15 protein-coding genes are annotated in these 20,062 nt (G+C 58.0%); 5 read left to right on the forward strand and 10 right to left on the reverse strand.

The genetic code is table 11. From position 1 onward, the window contains the following. Positions 1-9: 9 nt before the first annotated feature. Both HKD21_RS09655 and HKD21_RS09660 read right to left on the reverse strand, forming a co-directional pair. Complete coding sequence (locus tag HKD21_RS09655) at positions 10-465, reverse strand: hypothetical protein (protein WP_194255488.1); 456 nt, start codon at positions 463-465, stop codon at positions 10-12. A gap of 72 nt (positions 466-537) precedes the next feature. Then, on the reverse strand, positions 538-1,134 hold the full coding sequence (locus HKD21_RS09660; RefSeq protein WP_194255489.1) for a Crp/Fnr family transcriptional regulator: 597 nt from the start codon (positions 1,132-1,134) through the stop codon (positions 538-540). 271 nt (positions 1,135-1,405) lie between these two features. Here HKD21_RS09660 and HKD21_RS09665 point away from each other — a divergent pair, with 271 nt between their 5' ends. The 4 genes from HKD21_RS09665 (at position 1,406) to HKD21_RS09680 (ending at position 8,240) form a co-directional block, all read left to right on the forward strand. Beyond that, positions 1,406-2,197: an OmpW/AlkL family protein gene (locus tag HKD21_RS09665; protein WP_194255490.1), complete on the forward strand. Its 792-nt coding sequence runs from the start codon at positions 1,406-1,408 to the stop codon at positions 2,195-2,197. Positions 2,198-2,457: 260 nt separating this feature from the next. Then, the gene (locus HKD21_RS09670; RefSeq protein ID WP_194255491.1) at positions 2,458-3,594 is read left to right on the forward strand and encodes an efflux RND transporter periplasmic adaptor subunit; all 1,137 of its coding nucleotides are present in this window, start codon (positions 2,458-2,460) and stop codon (positions 3,592-3,594) included. An 18-nt stretch (positions 3,595-3,612) separates the two neighbouring features. Then, positions 3,613-6,723, forward strand: a complete 3,111-nt coding sequence (locus tag HKD21_RS09675; RefSeq protein WP_194255492.1) for an efflux RND transporter permease subunit — start codon at positions 3,613-3,615, stop codon at positions 6,721-6,723. Then, positions 6,720-8,240, forward strand: a complete 1,521-nt coding sequence (locus tag HKD21_RS09680; RefSeq protein WP_228121292.1) for an efflux transporter outer membrane subunit — start codon at positions 6,720-6,722, stop codon at positions 8,238-8,240. Before HKD21_RS09675 ends, HKD21_RS09680 begins: the two co-directional genes overlap by 4 nt. A gap of 130 nt (positions 8,241-8,370) precedes the next feature. Here the strand turns inward: HKD21_RS09680 and HKD21_RS09685 are convergent, their stop codons facing one another. The 7 genes from HKD21_RS09685 to HKD21_RS09715 form a co-directional block, all read right to left on the reverse strand. Continuing rightward, entirely contained in the window at positions 8,371-10,311 is a 1,941-nt protein-coding gene (locus HKD21_RS09685; RefSeq protein ID WP_194255493.1) for a M61 family metallopeptidase, read from the reverse strand. Positions 10,312-10,594: 283 nt separating this feature from the next. After that, positions 10,595-11,509, reverse strand: coding sequence for a glycosyltransferase family 2 protein (locus HKD21_RS09690; RefSeq protein ID WP_194255494.1), 915 nt, complete (start codon positions 11,507-11,509; stop codon positions 10,595-10,597). A 290-nt stretch (positions 11,510-11,799) separates the two neighbouring features. Then, positions 11,800-12,393, reverse strand: a complete 594-nt coding sequence (locus HKD21_RS09695) for a histidine phosphatase family protein (protein WP_194255495.1) — start codon at positions 12,391-12,393, stop codon at positions 11,800-11,802. Positions 12,394-12,443: 50 nt separating this feature from the next. Further along, complete coding sequence (locus HKD21_RS09700; protein WP_062027866.1) at positions 12,444-13,376, reverse strand: ribose-phosphate pyrophosphokinase; 933 nt, start codon at positions 13,374-13,376, stop codon at positions 12,444-12,446. A 153-nt stretch (positions 13,377-13,529) separates the two neighbouring features. Then, positions 13,530-14,417 (reverse strand): porin family protein, encoded by an 888-nt coding sequence (locus HKD21_RS09705; protein ID WP_194255496.1) that lies wholly within the window; start codon positions 14,415-14,417, stop codon positions 13,530-13,532. 97 nt (positions 14,418-14,514) lie between these two features. Continuing rightward, positions 14,515-15,462: a hypothetical protein gene (locus tag HKD21_RS09710; protein WP_194255497.1), complete on the reverse strand. Its 948-nt coding sequence runs from the start codon at positions 15,460-15,462 to the stop codon at positions 14,515-14,517. Positions 15,463-15,554: 92 nt separating this feature from the next. Then, the gene (locus HKD21_RS09715; protein ID WP_194255498.1) at positions 15,555-16,673 is read right to left on the reverse strand and encodes an energy transducer TonB; all 1,119 of its coding nucleotides are present in this window, start codon (positions 16,671-16,673) and stop codon (positions 15,555-15,557) included. 238 nt (positions 16,674-16,911) lie between these two features. Here HKD21_RS09715 and HKD21_RS09720 point away from each other — a divergent pair, with 238 nt between their 5' ends. Then, complete coding sequence (locus HKD21_RS09720; RefSeq protein WP_194255499.1) at positions 16,912-17,559, forward strand: DNA-3-methyladenine glycosylase family protein; 648 nt, start codon at positions 16,912-16,914, stop codon at positions 17,557-17,559. A gap of 6 nt (positions 17,560-17,565) precedes the next feature. Here the strand turns inward: HKD21_RS09720 and HKD21_RS09725 are convergent, their stop codons facing one another. Then, complete coding sequence (locus HKD21_RS09725) at positions 17,566-19,929, reverse strand: putative bifunctional diguanylate cyclase/phosphodiesterase (protein ID WP_194255500.1); 2,364 nt, start codon at positions 19,927-19,929, stop codon at positions 17,566-17,568. Positions 19,930-20,062 lie beyond the last annotated feature (133 nt).

Raw genomic sequence — 20,062 nt, forward strand, 5'->3', positions numbered from 1 at the left:
CTGATAGAATCAGAGACCGCCGTTCAGGAAGTTGCTGACATCACCGCGGGTTTTGCTGCCCAGAGCGTTGAGGCGGTTGCGCTGTTCCTGCGGGGCATTCTTGAGCTGCTGCAAGCGCTGGTTTTCCTGATCGCGCAGGTTGGTCAGCTTGGACTGTTCGCCAGCGATCTGCTTCTGAAGACGCGCCTTCTCGTTGGCCGGAGCGTTTGTGTACTTGTCCTTCAGGTCCTGAATCCGCTTTTCGCGCGCAGCCTGAGCGTCCTGCGACTGCTTCTGGTAGTTCTGGACCTTGCTGTTCAGGCAGTCTTCCCGCTGTGCCAGACGTCCGATGACATCATTCTGGCCAGTCTGCTGGCAGGCGCTGGATGCCGTGGTGTCTGCCGCATAAGCCTGCGGAGCAAGGGAAACAGCTCCGGCAATCAGTCCGACAGCAAGCATCGTGCGGGGGGAAGGAATGAACGTCATGACATCTCCTGTAAACGATCAGTAAAACATAGAGCGTCCTGATGGCGGGAATGTGGCTTTTTGAAAAGGGGCCTATTCCATGCCTTCCGCAATCGTCGATATCCGTTCAGGCATCAGTAACGTGATGTGGGTAATGCTTCGGATACTGATGAGCTTTTCTTTTTTGAAGGCGCTGAGGATGCGACTGACCGTTTCAATAGTGAGTCCGAGATAATCTGCGATATCGGTACGCGGCATCGGAAGGTCGAGTTCGACGGGATGAGACAGATCGGGTTTTTCCAGATTCTGGCAGCGTTCGATCAGGAATGTGGCTACGCGCTCGCGGGCTGTTTTGCGCCCCAGCAGGGTCATGCGGGCCTGCATCAGGGCCAACTCGCGGGAGGCTTCCTCGCGCAGGCGGTGTTCAAGACTGGGAAAGCGTTCGGTCAGGCGTTGCATGCCGGCATGGGGGAAGCGGCAGAGCGTGGCCCCGCCGAGGGCTTCAGCGCCAAAGGCGTAGCTGGTGGAGGCGGCGAGACCGAGAAAGTCTCCGCCTTTCGCAAAACCGGTGATCTGGCGCCGTCCATCAGGAAGAAGGGTGAAGAGCTTGACCCTGCCACCGGTTACGACAAAGAAATCGTTGGCGGGTGCACCCTCTTCTATAAAGGATCGACCGTCAGAAACGGTCATTCGTGAAGACTCGTTTGCAAGAATGGCAAGATCACAGTCGTCAATGCTGCTGCACACACTCAGACGTCGCCCTACGCAATGGGCGCATCGATCATGGACATCCTCTGGAGTATGTGACGCAGACATGATGAATCCTGTTCCCGTTGTGCTGAGCGCAGCCTGAAGACTTTCAGCCACACTACCACATAATTTACCAGACTTGATTCAGGTCAATGTGATGGAGGGGGAGGAGTGCTTTGTGAGGCTCAACGAATGGTGATGGAAATTCCAGATGAAATTTAACGCTTTCGCGCTGGCCGCCGCAGTCGGTACCGTTGCAACTCCCGCGTTTGCACAGGTCACTGCTCCGGCTCCCCAGGTCATGGTCAGTGCGCCCATGACGGCTGCTCCTGTGCCGTCCGTAAACATCCATGCGCCTGCCTCCGGTCATTGCGGCCTGTTTCAGACCTGCGCCAACACGCGCATCGGACTGGGCAAGGGCGACTTCATCGTTCGTTTGTCTGCGCTTGGCGTCATGCCGGAAGATCGTGACAGCAGCCTGAGACTGAACGGTGCGCATCTCGGGGGCCGCGTCAAGACGACGCGTCAGGTTATGCCGGAGCTGACGTTCGAATATTTCTTTACGGACAACGTCTCGGTCGATCTGATCGCCGCCAGCACACGTCATGAGATCGCCGCTGAAGGCGTTCCGGGTCTGGGCAAGGTTGATGTGGGCAGCGCCTGGGTTCTGCCGCCGACCGTGACGTTTGCCTGGCATTTCCGTCCGCACAAGCGTTTCAACCCGTATGTGGGTGTTGGTGCGACGCTGGCATGGTTCCATAACGTGTCCCCTGCCGGTGGTCCGCTTACGCAGAAGCTCAATGTCGGCGTGACTGGTGGCCCGTCGGTCAATGTCGGTTTCGACTATCAGGTCGTCGGCAACTGGTTCTTCAACTTCGATGTGAAGCAGATGTTTATGCGGGTCCATGCCTGGGCGCAGAACAATGCCGAAACCACGAAGATCACGGCGCATGATTCCCTCGACCCGACCGTTGTTGGCGCGGGTATTGAATATCGTTTCTGAGCTTCGGGTCAGAAACCGGCTTATCAGGAAAGCGGCCTTTCTCCGAAGGGCCGCTTTTTTGCATTTTTGTGGCAATCACATAAAACTTTTGCAATCCGATCATTCGGTCAGTGCAAAAATCTTTTCGTTTCCGTATGTGACGTCTGGCGTCCTTCCATGGGATATGAAATCGTCCGGACCGTGGCCGATGGGTCATTGTCCAGACGTTTCAGTCAAAACGGGACGTCTGTCCTGACAGAGTTACGGGGTTTTCTATCAGCATGCGCGTTACCCGCGTCGGCGCGTGGGCCATTGGTCTGCTGTGCCTGGCCATCCTTCTCGTCGTCGTCCTGCGATTCCGATCCCCGCATTCGCCTGTTGCAGCGACCGAACCTCCTATGGTGACGCAGTCGAAGGACGGTCTTGTCGTTCGGGAAGGCAGTCCGCTTGAGAAACGTCTGACGGTCCAAGCTGCCGTCAGCGTGTCCCGTGGTCATGGTATTCTGCTTCCGGCGCAGGTCATGACGGAACCGGGCCGGCAGGTGAATGTGTATGCGCCTGTCGCGGGCCGGATTACGGATGTTCTGGTTCATCTGGGCCAGCATGTTCAGCGCGGGCAGGTGCTGGCCACGATTGCCGCTGGTGATCTGGATCAGGCGTGGGCCGACGACACACGTGCCCGTGCAGCCCTTGATTTCGCACGCCGTGCCTATGCGCGCGCGCAGGGCGTTCAGGCGATCGGGGGGAATGCCGTCAAGGATATTGAAGCCGCTCGCAACGATCTGACGCAGGCGCAGGCGGAAGCCGAGCGCACGCAGCGCAGGCTTCAGGTTCTGGGGGCGCGACCCGGCTATTCCGCAAAGGGGCAGGCGCCGCTTGTGTCTCCCGTGGATGGTGTCGTTTCCACGACGATCATGGCGCCGGAGCAGAACATTACCGATCCGACCGCTATTCAGATGACGGTTCTGGACCTGTCACAGGTCTGGATCGCCGCCGCCATTCCGCAGGAAAATCTAGCGCAGATCGGTGAGGGCAACGTGCTGTCCGTCACGTTCGACGAGTTTCCGGGACGGACCTGTTCGGGTCAGGTCATCAGTTTTGATCCGGCACTTCATATCGATACACGCCGGATCAATGCCTATGTCGCCTGCCCCAACACCGATGGCGCCCTGCGTCCGGGCATGTATGTGAATGCGACACTGAATATCCCGCAGCCCAGCGAGATCATCATTCCCAAGGCCGCCCTTCTGATGAACAACGATCAGGTGTCGGTTTTCATTGAGACTGCGCCCCACACCTTCCAGCGGCGCGACATCACCATCAGCTATGATGAAGGTGAAAATGTTCGTGTGCTCAAGGGCATTTCCGCAGGAGAACGCGTCGTGACGAGCGGTGCCATTCTTCTGAATGATGACTGATCCGGTGGCCCTGAGCTGATGATCGAGCGTTTCATTTTCTGGTGCTTCAATCACCGGAACATCGTTTTCTTTTCTGCCCTGATTCTGGCGCTGCTTGGCGGTCTTTCATGGAAGATCCTGCCGGTCGAGGCCTATCCGGATTTGGGCTCGGTCAGCGTGTCGATCACGACCCAGCAGGAGGGTCTGGCCGCCGAGGAAATGGAGCAGCAGGTCACGATCCCGCTTGAGCGGACGCTGGCCAGCGTTCCCGGCGTGACGGACAGCCGCTCCACCAGCACGTTCGGCCTGTCACTGATTACGCTGATCTTCCGTGAAGGCACGAATGTCTATGCGGCGCGTCAGCTCGTCGAGACGCAGCTTGCCAACAATCCGCTGAACAATGGCGCCATGCCCTCGCTGGGGCCGATTTCAGGGCCGAGTGGCGAGATCTATCGCTATACGCTGGAATCCGACGACAAGAACCTGATGGAGCTGTCCGATCTCCAGCGCTGGACCATCATTCCGGCGATCCAGCGCGTGCCGGGTGTCGTCAATGTGGACAATTTTGGCGGTCTGACGCGCGAATACCAGCTCGTTCTCGATCCTGATTCGCTGCAACGCTATCATGTCGGCCTCGAAGACGTGCTGACCGCCATTCGCAACAGCAACGCCAATGCGGGTGGTGGGCGTGTAAGCCGGGGCGAGCAGTCCTATATCATCCGTGGGATCGGCATGATCCATAATCTGGATGATATGGGGAATATCGTCGTTGCCAGCCATGGCGGCGTGCCGGTTTTTGTGAAAGATCTGGGGCGCGTCCAGTTCGGGCATCAGGTCCGTCAGGGTATTCTCGGCAAGGACCGTAACCCCGATACGATCGAAGGTGTGGTGACGATGCTGAGTGGGGAAAACCCCTCGCTCGTGCTCGACGGCCTGCACAGTACGGTGGCGAAGCTCCAGCAGCAGCTCGCGCCCAGCCATGTCCGTATCGTGCCGTATATGGATCGTGATCATCTTGTGCTCTCCACCACGCACAAGGTGACGGAAACGATGATCGAGGGCATCGTCCTCGTTTGTGTGATCCTGACGCTGTTTCTCGGCAGTCCGCGCAGTGCCATCGTCACGGCCGTGACGATCCCGCTCGCGCTGTCGGTTGTGTTCGTGCTGATGCACAGTTTTGGGATGTCGGCGAACCTGTTCTCGCTTGGCGCCATTGATTTCGGCGTGATCGTGGATGGTGCGATCGTTATTACCGAGACGATCCTCCGCATCCGCGAGGAACGTCCGACCGAAGCGCTCGATCCTGTCGAGGTCCTGCCGGTTGCGCAGCGTGCGGGACGGGCGATCTTCTCGTCCACGCTCGTTATCATCGTGGCCTACAGCCCGCTTTTTGCCTTCGAAGGCAGCGAGGGCAAGCTTTTCCGCCCGATGGCCTATACCGTCAGTTTCGCGCTGCTGGGCGCGTTGCTCTGCGCCCTGACGCTCATTCCGGCTTTGACCTATCTGGCGCTCCGCAAGCCCAAGCACATCTGGCACAATCGTCCGCTGGAATGGCTGCACGCCCGCTATACCTACTGGCTTGGCCATTTCATCGATCGTCCGCTGATTGCCTACGGCGCGGGTATTGCGGCGATGGTGGCGGTGGTGTTCCTCGGGGCGTCGATCGGGCGGGAGTTCCTTCCGGATCTGGATGAAGGGTCGCTCTGGCTTCAGGTGCAGATGCCGACTGGCATTTCGCTGGAAAAGGGCGAGTCCATCGCCAATGAGCTACGCCACGCGATCCGGGAGTTCCCTGAAACGTCCTATGCCATCACGCAGCTTGGGCGCTCGGACGACGGAACCGACCCCTGGACGCCGTCACATATTGAAATGCCGGTCGGTCTAAAGCCGTATGACCAGTGGCCATCCGGTGAGACCAAGGCGCAGTTCGTCGAGCGTCTGCGCCGGCGTCTGTCGCAGATTCCGGGGATCGATTTCGGCATCAGCCAGCCGATCCAGGACAATATGAGCGATCTGGTCGGCGGAGCGCACAGCCCGCTCGTCCTGCGCGTCTATGGGAATGATTTTCAGGAACTGCGCCGCATCGGTCAGCAGATCGTGGATATTCTCCATCAGGTTCCGGGGACGGCGGAAGCGTCGATCTTTCAGGAGCCGCGCATCCCGCAGATCGAAGTCGAGGCCGATCGTCTGGCTGCTGCGCGCTATGGCATCAGCATTTCGGATATTTCCGACGTTGTGTCGAACGCCATTGGCGATGCGCCCATCACGACCGTTTATGTGGGGGATCGCTTCTATAACGCGACGCTCCATATCCGTCGCAAAGACCTGCAGGATATGCAGTCCCTGTCACAGATCCCGCTTCTGGATGCGGAAGGTGCCTATATTCCGTTGTCTCAGGTTGCGCATGTCGGGTTGCATATGGGCGAAAGCAATATCGCCCATGAAATGAGCCATCGTCAGGTCACCATTCGCGTGGACAACGGCAAGCGCCCGCTGTCGCAGTATCTGGCGGATGCGCAGAGCCGGATCGACCAGCAGCTACATTTTGACAAGGAAAAATACACGCTCGAATGGGCTGGTTCCTTCCAGCAGGAAGAGCGGGCCCAGAAGCGCCTGATGATCGCGCTGGGCGTGATGTTCGCGGTGATGCTGGTCCTGTTGTTTGCCGAATTCCGCAAAATCCGTCAGGCACTGCTGATCCTCAGCGTCGTGCCGCTGGCGACTCTGGGCGGCCTGATCGCGCTGCATGTCCGCGGCGAGACGCTCAATATTGCGACAGCCGTGGGCTTCATCGCATTGTTCGGTGTGGCTGTGCAGAATGGCATTATCATGATCGCCAGCATCAACCGTCACCGGTTGGAAGGTCTGGGTGTTCGGGATGCCACCATCGCAGGCGCTGCCGAACGCTTCCGTCCGGTGCTCATGACCGCGACAGTGGCGACGGCAGGTATGTTGCCAGCAGCTCTTGCCACAGGTGTAGGCACGGACGTGCAGCGCGGACTGGCGACGGTCGTGGTGGGTGGTCTGGGGATTGCTACGCTGCTGACGCTGTTTGCGCTGCCGGTCTATTTCAGCGAGCTTGAAATGTGGGTTGAACGCCGGGATGCGAAGAAGCGCCCGCAATCTGCTGTCGAGGGAGCCGGATCATGAAGATGCGTTCCATAATGGTTCCTCGTACGTCGCTTCTGCTGTGTGTGACGGCGCTTTCCGCTTGCGCGGTAGGTCCGGATTTTCGCCGCCCCGATCTGCCCAGGAATGCGGCTTATCAGGGCCGCCCCCTGACCGCGACCGCCGGGCACGGAGTAGTGGGTGCGACCGTACCGCAGCAGTTTCAGTCCGGCGTGGATATTCCGGGCCAGTGGTGGACGGTGTTCGGCAATCCGTCCCTGAATGCGCTTGTCGAGCAGGCGCTGGTGAACAACCAGTCTCTGCGTGCTATGCAGCAGGGACTGAAATCTGCCTGGGAGCAGCGGCGGATTGAGGGTGCGGGTCTGTACCCGACGCTGTCGGCCTCGTTCAACCCGACCCGGAACAAGACGTCACGCGTCTATTCTCCGATTCCGAACTCGAATGTGTGGCTCTATAACGTTCATACCGCGCAGCTGAATATCGGCTATGTGCCGGATCTGTGGGGCGGAACGCGCCGCGCGATCGAGGCAGCCGGAGCGCAGGCTGACTTGCAGAAGTTTCAGCTTGAAGCCACTGCGCTGACCATGATTTCCGATCTTGTAAATGCGACGATCGAGGAAGCCACGATCCGTGCCGAGATTGACGCTACGAACGAATTGATCCGTAGCCAGCGCGCCGTGTTGAAGACGGTGACGTCCGAGCAGGGCATCGGCAATGCGTCGCGGCAGGACATGGCGCAGCAGCTGGCGTCTGTGGCACAGCTTGAGGCGACGCTTCCGGGCCTGAGTCTGCAACTGGCCCAGACGCGGGACCAGATGGCGGTTCTGGTAGGGGTGACCCCCAACGCGCCGCTGCCAGAGTTCCGTCTGGAGCAGTTCACACTGCCGAAGGTGCTGCCGGTCTCGCTGCCGGCGGACCTGCTGAACCAGCGTCCGGATATCCGAGCCGCTCAGGCGCAGATCCAGTCCGCCAGCGCGCAGATCGGCGTGGCCATCGCCAACCGCTTGCCGAACGTGCAGCTCAGCGCCACACCGGCGCAGGCTGTGGGCGTGATGAGCGATTTCTTCAAGCCCGGCTATGGCAACTGGACGATCGCCGCGACCGTCATGCAGCCGATCTTTCAGGGCGGTTCGCTTCTGCACGCCGAGCGTCAGGCGCGCGACAACCTGCTTCAGGCCAACGAGACCTACAAGGCCACAGTCCTGTCCGCCATTCAGGACGTGGCGGACAGTCTGCATGCCGTCACATTCGACGCCGATGCTCTGAAGGCCGACGAGGATCTGCTGAAGGCAACGACCCAGAGTATGACGATTGCCCGCGGGCAGTTGCGGCTTGGAGATGTTAGTGAGCTTGTGCTGCTTCAGGCCCAGCAGACGGATGCGCAGGCGCGTCTGGCCTATGTTCAGGCCGAGGGGGCGCGTTTCTCTGACAGCGTGGGGCTGTTCCAGTCGCTTGGCGGTGGCTGGTGGAACCGGAATGACATGGGCATGACACCAGCGGCCCAGAAGGCGCTTGGGAAGTCGTTGCTGCCTTGGTGAGAGTGTTCAGGGCTCTGCCCTGAAACCCGCCAAAGGCCGGGGGCCTTTGGAAACCATTAAGTTTGAATCGGGATCAAAGGGACTGAGTCCCTTTGCGGGGTTCCGGGGCCGCGCCCCGGAGATGTCGGGTTTACTGACGCGCTGCGTAAATCGCGCTCAGACGATCCGGTGTGCCTGCGATACGCTCCAGATGCGGGTAACGCAGACCGTCGTGATAGGGGATGGAGACCGTGGTGACATGGTCGCCGGACTTCACGATCAGACGGATGTCCTGCTTCGGGTCCTTCTGCGCGTCCGTGACGGCATGGAGCAGACGCTGCGGCGTGAAGCTCATGTCATTGACGGCCACGATCGTCACGCCTGGAACCAGACCTGCCTTGAAGGCCGGGCTCATCCAATGCTCACGCCCTACACGTCCGGTCGCATTAACCGTCAGGCCGAGCGAGAAGGACAGGTCCGTGGTGTGGCGTGCGGCTTCGCTGGCCTTGATGAAGGAGGTCGGCTTGGACGTATAGACCAGCTTGTAACCACCATTGGTCAGGCCGTTGAGCGGCGCGTGCGGCTGGATCGTGTCCAGACGATCGTGCAGGAATTTGGCCCAGTCATAAGGCTGCACGCTGTTGAGTGTGGCGACCACATCGTCGAACTGATAGGGGCTGACGACGAAGCTGCCGCTGTTGGTACCGAAGAAAGCCTTTGCGAAGTCATCCAGCGACTTGTGGTCGTTGGAGAGTTTGCGGATCAGAGCATCTGCATCCAGCCAGACGAGCTGCCCTTCAACGTAATAGTCCTCCGAACGCTGCCAGTCGCGCCATGACAGCGGTGCCCGCTGCGCAATCACCGGATCGTTCGTTGTGTCTTCCAGTGGGCGCCACTGACGGCCCGTCTGGTTGTCATAGGACGCTGCCATATAGGCCAGCGCCTCGAAACCCTGATCCTTCGTCACGAGCCCGGAGCGCGCGGCAAGGACATTGCCCCAGTACTGGGTCTGACCTTCATAGACCCACAGCATGGACCCGCGCTGTGGCGTGTTGAAATTCGGTGCCCACAGATCGGCCGGACGGCGGTACTTTCCGTTCCAGGAATGGGTGTATTCATGAGCCAACAGGTCACGCTCGGGGAATGTCTTGTCCCATTCCGTGAAATAGCCGGGAGCGGCGCTGTTCTCGCTGGACTGATGATGTTCGAGGCCAATGCCCCCCAGCTCGTCCGTCAGGGCGAGAAGAAAATCGTAATGATCGTAGTGATGTGAGGCGAACAGCGTCGTGGCCTGCCGAATAAGGTTTTGATGGGCCGCGATTTGTGTTGGCGTTGCATCAAGCGAGTCCGGCTCATCGGCCACGACGTCCAGAGAAACCGGAACGTGATCGGGGCCGGTCAGGTCGAACTTTCGGAAATAGCGTCCGGCAAAGACCGGAGAGTCGACGAGGGTGTTGAAGGTTGTGGCGTTAAAATGCGTTTCGTCACCATAAACTCCGGCACGAAGGGCCGAGCCAAGCTGCCAGCCATGCGGAATGCGCAAAGAGGGCTGAACTGTAATACCGCGTGTGAAATATCCGGCCGGGTAGAGCGAAACCTGATCCCACTGCACATTGACGATGGATGGCGTCATGACCACGCGCCCCTGACCCGGGGCAATAGGCGTCAGAAGCTGGAAGTGAAGGTCCAGTGTTGGTGTGGTAGCGGAAACGGGAATGTGGAACGCTGCGACGTTAACCGTATCGCGTTTCCAGTCCAGTGTGCGACCGTTGCTTTGCACATGCAGGCTTGCAAGTTGCTCGATCACGCCCGTAGGAGAATGATCGCCTGGAATCCACATCGGATACAGAAGGATCATCTCTCCCTTTTGTTGTGCTTCTTTCGGTACCGGAACTGTTTCGTGAATCGACATAACGTGGTGAAGCGTATCTGTCGCATCGACTGAGACCGTCAGTGTGCCTGGAAAAGCCCGGTCCTGCGGTTCGGGGATGGCAGTGGGCATGGGCAATGGCATGGGTTGGGTCTGCGCGAGAGCAGGAGAGGTCAGCGCTGTGAACACAGTCAGTGCAAGCAGAGGGCGCAGAAAGGACATCGGTATTTCCGGTTAGCAATCGAGATCCTATCACGCGTAACCGTGATGGAGCGGAGAGGCAAGATGAGTTATTCTGCCGTCAATCCCGGAATATCTGATCTAGGACTGTGTGGATTGATTTTTCTTAGAGTTGGAGAATTTTCCCGAATTGGGGGAGTTTACGAACCTTCAGGTTCAAGCAGTCATCTTCGAAAATTGATATATTTTCAAAAATAAAAAACAGGAAAATTCTTAATAAAAACGTCGGGTGGTAGATACAGAATTTTACCACCCGACGTTTTTATTATAACTCTCTATTTTCTCTGATTCCATTTTCAATGTAATGCGAAAAAGCATCATATCCGCTTAAATAAACATCTTCATGTTTTTGGTAATAACTATTGAGATCAAATGTTTTCCCCTTGAACGGGGGATCATTCATTTCTGAAAAACCTGGTCCGAACTCAGCTAAAAACTCGCGCATCTCTTCTTCATTGTACCAAGGGGCTCTGTATATTGGTTCTTTCTGGAGTTCGTTCAGAAGTTTTCCGTTATTTTCCAGATCTTCATGGGAAGCTGAGCTGACTGCATCCAGAAGTCTGATCCCGCTATCAAGAAGATAAAAGCGATTATGTATTCCATCCTGAACAGGACAACGCACACCGCCAAAACCAGCCCGGAGGAAGCGAATGGAGAAATCGCTATGCTCGTGTCCATAACGCCCGAAACGTGTGTCCATATAACCGACACAGGCGAGGGCTTCAATTGTCTGTGCCATAGCCATGCCGCCGACTACAGCACCAACTCCAAGATTCATGGCTGTCATTGGACGAGTGGGGGAGTAACGCTCGTAGCTTGGCGGGATATAGTTGACATGTCCGATGCGAGAGGCCGCTAAAACCCACTCCTGCTCCCATCCGGCGACTTCAGGCCAGACGTCATCATCCAAAAGAATAACTGTTTTTGCTCGGCAAATGTTTGAAAAATAGAACAAGCCTCGGTTTTTATTCCAGGCTATGCCCTTATTCTTTCCCCCTAAAACAGTGATACCTTTTTTGCGTAGTTCTTCCACGGTTCCGTCTGAGGATCCATCATCACAGACGACAATTTTATAATCACTACGAGTGAGAGCTTGTATTCGGTCTACCAGATTACAGACCATATCTTTTCTTAAGTAGGTTGTGATTGCGATACCGACGTCACATGAATTTTTATTCATTTTCTACTCCAAGATAGGAATACTTCAGAAGTTCATATTTGTGTCTATATTTTTCTATTTATATATACCTGATATTTTTTATGGGCCAATCGAAAATTTCAATGCCTGTCAAAATACCCGCGATGGAGCTTTCACGCTCGGAAAAATAAAATTCCACAAGGGGAATTAAATAATTTTACAAGAAAATAACGTAAACCATAGTATATTTATAAGATATAATTAAATTATACTATGTATTTACTGTTAACCATTTTTCCATATTAAGTGTATTTATTAATTGATTCAAAATTTTAATACTCTACGGTATGCAGGACCCAGTCTTTATGGTTGGGTTGAACTTTGATGGGTACGGCGTTTGCCAAGCGTTCGTTTACATTCAAATTCATACCAGCCCGCAATCCACGGAACAGGGCACCGTGTGCGACAAATAGCGGGGTTCCCTCAGATGCCAGACCCTGGTTTACAGCTGCTACGGCTCGTTGTGTGAGGGTTTTGAAGCTTTCGCCGTTTTCAAGGGAGGTGCCGGCTTCAATCCAATCACGATACCAGTCACTCATTGCTTCTCCTTCGTGAATGCCAAAGCAGACTTCTGAAAGATCTTCTTCGATCCTTAGCGGTAAGGTGATTCCAGCAAGTCTGTCGATCTCGTCACGAACGTGAATGGCGGTGGCGGTGGCACGGCTGAGAGGCGATGAGATGATATGGTCAAAGGGGCGTTGGTTGTTCTGGAAAAGCACGGCCAGGGCCTGTCCGGCCCGTACGGCCTGTGCGATGCCTGTCTCATTGAGGGGAATGTCTGTTCTTCCCTGCGCCAGTCCTTGGACGTTCCAGTCGGTTTCACCATGACGGAGATACCAGTACGGTTTTGGGATAATCTGGGTCATGGACAAGTCCGTTCACGAAGAGAGTGGCGTGAGGGCGGGCCGGTGGATGCTCAGTCGAACAGTGAGGAAACCGAGCTTTCATCGGCCACGGCGCTCATAGCCCGGGCGAGGAGGTTGGCTGTCGTGATCTGACGGATATTCGGGGTCTCGAGGAGGGCCTCGGTTGCCGGAATGCTATCCGTCAGCGTCAGCATGTTCAACGGACTGTCTTTCACGCGCTGGCAGGCATTGCCAGTCAGAACGCCGTGAGTGACGTAAGCTTCAACGCCTTCTGCGCCACGGGCCATGAGCGCGTTGGCGGCATTGCACAGCGATCCGCCACTATCGACGATGTCGTCCACCAGCACGCAGTAGCGGCCGGCGACGTCACCGATGACGTTCATGACTTCCGACACGCCGGCGCGTTCGCGGCGCTTGTCGATGATGGCGAGGTCCACGTTCAGGCGTTGTGCGAGCTGGCGCGCACGGACCACGCCGCCAACATCCGGCGAGACGATGATGAGTTCCCGGTCCGGCAGGCGTGTCTTGAGGTCGCGCACGAACAGCGGCGCGGCGTAAAGGTTGTCGGTCGGGATGTCGAAGAAGCCCTGGATCTGCATGGCGTGCAGGTCCATCGTCAGAATACGGTTTGCACCGGCTTCTGTTAGAAGGTTCGCCACGAGCTTGGCGCTGATGGGTGTGCGGGGGCCGGATTTACGGTCCTGCCGGGCATAGCCGAAATATGGCATCACAGCCGTGACACGCTTGGCCGATCCACGGCGCAGCGCATCCAGCATGACCAGCAGTTCCATGAGATGGTCGTTCGTCGGCATGCAGGTGCTCTGCACGACGAAGACATCCTCACCGCGCACGTTTTCCTGAATCTCAACGAAGACTTCGCCATCGGCAAAGCGTTTCACCACGGTCTTGCACAGAGGCATCCGGAGTTCATGGGCGACCGCACGGGCCAGCGGCAGGTTACTGTTGCAGGCTACGATCTTCATGAAAAACGGCCTCGTCCGGTGTCCGACAGGGAAGTTGCTGGCCTTCTAACAGCGCAGCGCCCCCCTGTCATCCGTCCTGTTTCATTCTTTCCGTGCACCAGTTGGCCGGTCACTGCATGCCGTGCCGACCGGATAAGGTCTTTTCAGGTGGGGTCAGAACTGCCAGGCCAGACCTGCATGCAGCTTCAGACCGTTGCTCAGGGCACTTGAAACGCCCGAATAGGAATAGGCTGTTCCAAATTCCGTGCTGGCTTCCACCTGCCGGTCATGGCCGTAGGAAATATAGGAGTAGTCTCCTCCGGCCGTCAGATGGAGGCGCCGGGTCATACGGTAATCCATGCCAAGGCCGCCTTCCCACAGGGGACGTGGCTGGTTGTTGTAGGAAATGCCGGAATTGAGAACTTCCGCCCATCCGAAGCGTCCACGCAGGACGAGGCGGGATGTGAGAGCGTAATCCGCCTTCAGGCCAGCGCCCGCGAAGTAACGGCCAGAGCCGTAGCCGAAATCTCCGTCACTGCCGCTCGTGACATACCCGCCCTGAATGAAAGGCGTCAGCAGCAAGGTATCGGAGAGCAGAAGAAAGCCCTTGCCGATTTCTCCGCGGTTGTCGGTACCGTTGGAGCTGTCGTTTCCGCCTGCGGAGAACCCGTATGGTGCAGAATTGCTGGAATAGCTGCGGTAGTGGGATTTGTAGTTTCTCTGGCCGTCTTCGAGTGAGAAATGGAGCGCGCCGTAAAGGTTCTCGATCCCGAAGGCGTTAAACATGACCGAAGCGTCTGCCTGAAAGCCGGGAGTCCAGCCAACGGTGCGGTAGCGGGAAGAGCTTGCGGAGTCTTCAGTGAAAGCATAGCGGCCGGAACCGCCAGTTTGCGTCATGTGGGAGCTGTTGCCGCTGACGGTGTTGCGGAACGTGCCTGTCATTGAAAGGCCGATCTCGCGGTTTACGGCGATGACCGGAGCCGGGTCTGCAAAAGCGGCGAGAGGGGCAAAGCCTGCACAGAAACTCAGGCTGGACAGCAGCAAACGGCAAGAAAGACGCATCGGACACTCCGGATGAAAGGGCCGGAGTCATGTAACAAAATATGTTACACAAAGATACTTAGAGTTACATTTCAAGGTGGAAATTCTATCTCCTGCATCAGGCCGCTTTTTTCGGACTGTCCTTTGTCTCCGGCAGCGGGGCGTTTTCGCGGCCTGAATAGTTGGTGACGATGGTCCGGACCCCCTGAGCGGCTTCTTCGGCAGCCATATCCGCCGTGTCACCCCATGCGCCATCCAGTGAATGAGGGGCGATGTCGTGCAACTGGGTGGCGGCGCCCGCTTCTTTCCCATCCGGCGTCAGGACATGCCAGACGATTTCGATATGATCGACCGGATGACCGGTGTTGCCGGGAGTGCCCGTCTTGAGATCGACCGTCCCGCGTACGATGAAGTCCGCGCCCTTTTCCGTTGTTGTGACCGTGTTGGTTTTGTCGGGAAAGGACGAATAGAAAGCACGGGCGAGAGATACATTTCCGTCTCCGGGTGCGCCGGTGACGCCTTTGAAACAGATTTTTGCCGCGCGGTTCATGAGGCTGTGCGGGTCCTGTTGCATCATGTTTGCCTGAATACCCGTCAGCAGGGTCGCAAGCTGGGGGGCTTCCTGTATGGCGGTGTTCTGTAGCGTCAACCTGTCTCCTGAACTCCATCCCGCCATATCTACGGCAGGACCGTCCGTTTCTGCGCGGACTTTTCCTTCCGGAGTCATGATGACGTAGTGGGGGACGACCGTATTGCCGTGAGTTGTCGCACTCAGTTTCACCCACCAGTCTCCTTTTTTGCGAGGCTGTGCGATGGCGGGGACGGACTGGTTGACCATGGCCTGCGCCACATCATGGGCCCAGAGCGCGGCGGCATCGTCGGACAGAAGGGCGTTTGGTGGGGTCGGGACGGCGAGGCGTGCGGGAGGAAGATTGGCTGCCGTGAGGTATCTTGCCTGTTGGCCCGGGTCGGCGAAGGGCCGGGAAAGGCTGAAGCAGCCTCCCAAAGCCAAGGGGAGGGCCAGCGGAAGGCACAGAGACAGCAGAGGAGAACGGAAACGGCGCATCGGGGCTCCGGTAACAGGACGGTGACCCGGTGGACTGTATGGGATTGCGGCTCCGATGTCGAAGCCGCGCCCCTTCGCCTCGATCGGCGCTTTTATCGGCGGATCAGGATGTAGTTGATCGTCACGTCGATATCGAAATGGTCGCCTTTCATGTCCGGCGGGACTGGCGGCAGATGCGCGCCCTGGAACATGCCGGTCGTTGCCGCATCCAGCGAATAGGAGCCGGACTGGCTCATGAGACGGACGGATTTTACATGGCCCGAACGGTCCAGCACGACATGTACCGAGGATGGACCGTCCTCGCCCGCACGGGCGGCTTCTTCCGGATAATACATATGCGCCCGGATCCAGCGGTCGATTTCCCCGCCGTAATCCTCGCTGACGCCCTTGACGCTCGTGCGGGTCTGATACGGCGCGTTGATGGCGCCGTTCATGCTGAGTGGTCCCAGAGACATATCGATCGGGCCGCCGGACCCTGCCGCGCGGCCGTGACGGCGACGATAGGGAGATGGCTGTTCGCCAAATGACAGATCCATCGGGTGCGCGAAGGGGTTGTTTCGTTCAGAATGGACGGAACGCTGCGCGTGATGGGCACGTTGCGATGTTTGCTGACTGCGGTGGCTTGGTGCTGCTCCCGGTGTGATGGGAGCAGGCGTGGGCGCTGTTTTGGGTAGTTCGGCGGAGGGTTCCTCGGGCACTTCGGGTGCGGAAGGTGTTTCGGGTGTTGGGACGGCGGGTGTCGGGGCGGACTGCGCCTTCTCCGGCTGCTGCTGGTTTTCCTGTGTCTCCTGCGGACTTTGGGCTGAGGGGGGAGGCGGCTCGCCTCCCTGCTCATGTTCACGCGGGCCGCGCATGCTGCTTTTCGATGGCGGTGTATCGAAAACCATTTCCACCTGCGGCTGCTCCTGCCCTGCAGGCGAGCCATGCATGCCCTGATTCTGCATCAGCAGGAAGGTCAGAAGGGCTGCGTGGAGCCCGGCTGAAAAAATGAACGGAACTGTCGGTCCGTTTTCAACAATGGTCTGCGGCCGCATCATCGGTGTTAGCGCGGGACGGACCGGAAGTACTGGTGGGACGTAATCCCGCAGGCGCTCGCGTCTGCCAGTCGGCGCATGCTGCGCGCGCGCGGGAGCAGTCCGCGCCGAGGAGGCGAAGAGCTGGGGTTCGCGTTTCTGCGGCTTTCCCGACGTGGCGGTGGATGATCCGTTCATATGCGGCTCAGCCTGTCGGGAAAGGATCTGGCAGAAAACAGCCAGTCGGCGAGAAGAGGGTGGCGTCGCATCATCGCCAGACCTTTTGCACCAGGGCGGTCGGGGTTGTCATCCGGCAGGCTGGTTATCCGGGGCTGGGGGGGGGGCGTCTGTCTTGGCATATCATGGCAGTAATGCGAGACCCACGAAAGACACAAAGAGTCATTCGAACCTTAACTTCCGGAAAGGCGCATGTCTGATGGCTGATTATGCCACACTTCTTGGGTCTGATCCCGATCTTGCGGCGGCCATGGCGCGTATCGGCCCCTGTACTCTGCGGGGGGACGACGGGCAGGAGCCTTATGATGCCCTTCTGCGCGCCATCGCGGGACAACAGCTTCATGGAGCGGCGGCACGGAAGATTTTTGGGCGCCTCTGCGCTCTGGGGGAACAGGGCACGGTGGACAGCTCGCCGCCAGCGCCTGGAAAGCTTCTGGAACTGTCCGAGGAGAGCCTGCGTGCCTGCGGTCTTTCGGGAAACAAGCTGCTGGCCATGCGGGGCGTGGCACAGGCCTGTCTGGACGGAACCGTTCCCAGCCGCGCCGATGCCCGGAGCATGACGGATGAAGAGCTGATCATGCGCCTTGTAACGCTGCGCGGGATCGGACGTTGGACCGTCGAGATGCTGCTGATGTTGACGCTGAATCGCCCGGACGTGATGCCCGTCGATGATTTTGGTGTTCGGGAAGGCTGGCGGCGCCTGCGGGGATTGAAACTGCCCCCCAAACCCAAAGTATTGAAAGAGGAGACGGCCCGCTTCTCCCCCTATCGCTCGACCTTGGCTTGGTACTGCTGGCGTATGGCAGAAGAAGGGAAGAAAACTGCTCCCAACCCCCTGACAGCCTGAGGCTGATCAGGACGCTTCCATCACAACCGGCATTGTTGCCATGAACTGACGGGTATCTTCAGGGGAAAGGGGACGTGACAGCAGATAGCCCTGAACCTCCGTGCAGCCCAGACGCTTGAGATAGGAGAGCTGTTCCTGACTTTCCACGCCCTCCGCGGTCACGGCCACGCCCAGATCGATCGACAGATCGACCACGGCGCGCACGATGGAGGCTGCCCGGGATTCGCGTAGCATGTCCCTGACGAACAGACCGTCCAGCTTGATCTTCGAGAACGGGAAGAAACGCAGATATCCGAGAGACGAGAAGCCCTTGCCGAAATCGTCGAGCGCAATGGAGATTCCAGAACTCTGAAGGCGACTCAGGAGTGTGAAAGTCGCGGCGTCCGGTTCCATGAAGATGTTTTCGGTCATCTCGATCTGGAGACAGCGGGCCGGGAATCCGGTTTTTTCCAGAACCCGGAAGGTGTCTTTAAGGAAGGTCGGAGCTTCAAGCTGTCCGACCGAGACATTGATCGACAGGACCAGCCCGTCTTCCCACTCACGGGCAAAGAGGCAGGCCCGCTCCATGACATAGATGCCGAGCTTCTGGATCAGCCCGGCTTCTTCGGCAAGCTGGATGATCCGTTCGGGGGGGACGCGGCCATATTCGGGATGGGACCAGCGGATCAGTGCTTCAAACCCGCAGAGTTTCTGGCTCTGGGTGTTGAAGAAAGGCTGATAGACAATCCCCAGATCGCCTTTCTCCAGCGCTTCAGGGAGCGCACGGATCAGATCCCGGTTCCGCTTGGCAACCGTCCGTAGCTCCGGATTATAGAAGCGATGCGTATGGCCTCCGAGGCTCTTGGCCTCGTAAAGCGCCAGGTCACTGGCTTCCAGAAGGCTTCCTACGCGCTCTGATCCGCCAATGGACAGCACGATTCCCGCACTGAGACCGACCGCGCAGCGCACGCCTTCGCCAACCCGGATTGGTACGTTTGTCAGCGCATTGATGAGGCCTGAGGCTGTGGCGGAAGCCTGAGCCGGAGTCGTCTGACGTTCGAGCAGCATGAACTCATCGCCACCAAAACGGTAGAGCCTGTGGCGTTCGCTCAGGGTGCGGCTCAGGACGACCGTGACTTTCCGGAGCATCTCGTCACCGGCGGAATGGCCGTGTCGGTCGTTGATCTGTTTGAAGCCATCCAGATCGAGGTTGAGCAGTGCGAACGCTTCTCCTGTGCGCGCGGCCTCGATGAGATAGGTTTCCATGTCGTCGAGGAAGGCGCCGCGGTTGGGCAGACCGGTCAGCAGATCGTGTCGTGCCCTGAAGGACGCACTTTCCTGCGCCCAGTGCGTCTGGGTCACGTCCGTCCCGACGCCGCGATAGCCGACGAAGGTACGGTCCTGAAAGACCGGGCGACCACTGAGCGACCAGAAGCGCTGCTGGCCCTGCAAAGTGCCGGAAACCACGATGTCCCGGAAGAAAATCCGGTTGTCGAGGCATTGTCGCAGGCGTCCAAGGCCCGTTCGCTCATCGGCGTCAAAAGCGGCCGGACCTGCCAGATCCGAGAGGATGTCAAAGAAAACGCGGGTTTCAAGCCACTCGCGGCTATTGCCGAAAGCGGAAGCCAGGCTGGCTGATACATTGCGCAGACTTCCGGATGCGCAGGTCTCCCACAGCCAGTCTCCGGTATCATCATCAGCATTGCGGAGCAGGAGCTGGACGATGCTGTTACGCTGTTCGAGGGAGTACCGGCTGACCAGAAAAGCCGTGAACAGAGTCCGGACTGCCATCGTCAGGGACAGGACGAAGAACAGATAGATTGCCATTTCCATGGCAACGTAAAAATAGAAAATCCCGTGATCGATTAGCCATGCTTCGAAAAGAGCGCTGCAACAAGACAGGATCAATATGGACGCAATGACTTCTCCAATCCCCGTCAGGGGCAGGAGCGAGATGGTTGTCGCGGTCAGGCCAACCATAAGGCCTGCGACCAAAACCCGGTCATTGGCGTCGCCGTATGGGAACACGACGGGGGGGAGGGTGGCCCAGCAAAGGGCAAAGGCGAAATTAATGCCCTTGAGAATCCAGGCTTGTCTGCTGCCAACCAGTTTTTCGGTTGGGATCATGTAAAAGCAAATGTTGTAGAGCACGAGCAGCAGCAGAACTGCGCCGCACAGCATCACGCCGTAAGTCGGATAATTTCTCATCAGGCAGAGGCAGGCGATTGGGCCGCCGCTAACCTGAGGAATGAAATGGAAGAAGTTCAGACCGCGCAGGACCCGGCAGCGCGAAAGGCGGATGTCTTCCTCTGCTCCTGCTGGGATTTCTGCCCGGAAGGGAAAAAGCCGGGCAAACTGCATGTGTTTCAGCAGGGTCAGGACAGCTGTCATTATGTCGCGCATTGCGGGAAGGCGACAACGGGAGCCGGTGAGACAGGCAAAGACATCATGGACCTTCCCAATAGCGGAGGAGGGTGCCACGATGACAGAAATTTATGAAGTTTTTCTTTGCAGAGAACGAATC

The sequence above is a fragment of the Gluconobacter cerevisiae genome (assembly GCF_015244675.1).
Classification (GTDB): domain Bacteria; phylum Pseudomonadota; class Alphaproteobacteria; order Acetobacterales; family Acetobacteraceae; genus Gluconobacter; species Gluconobacter cerevisiae.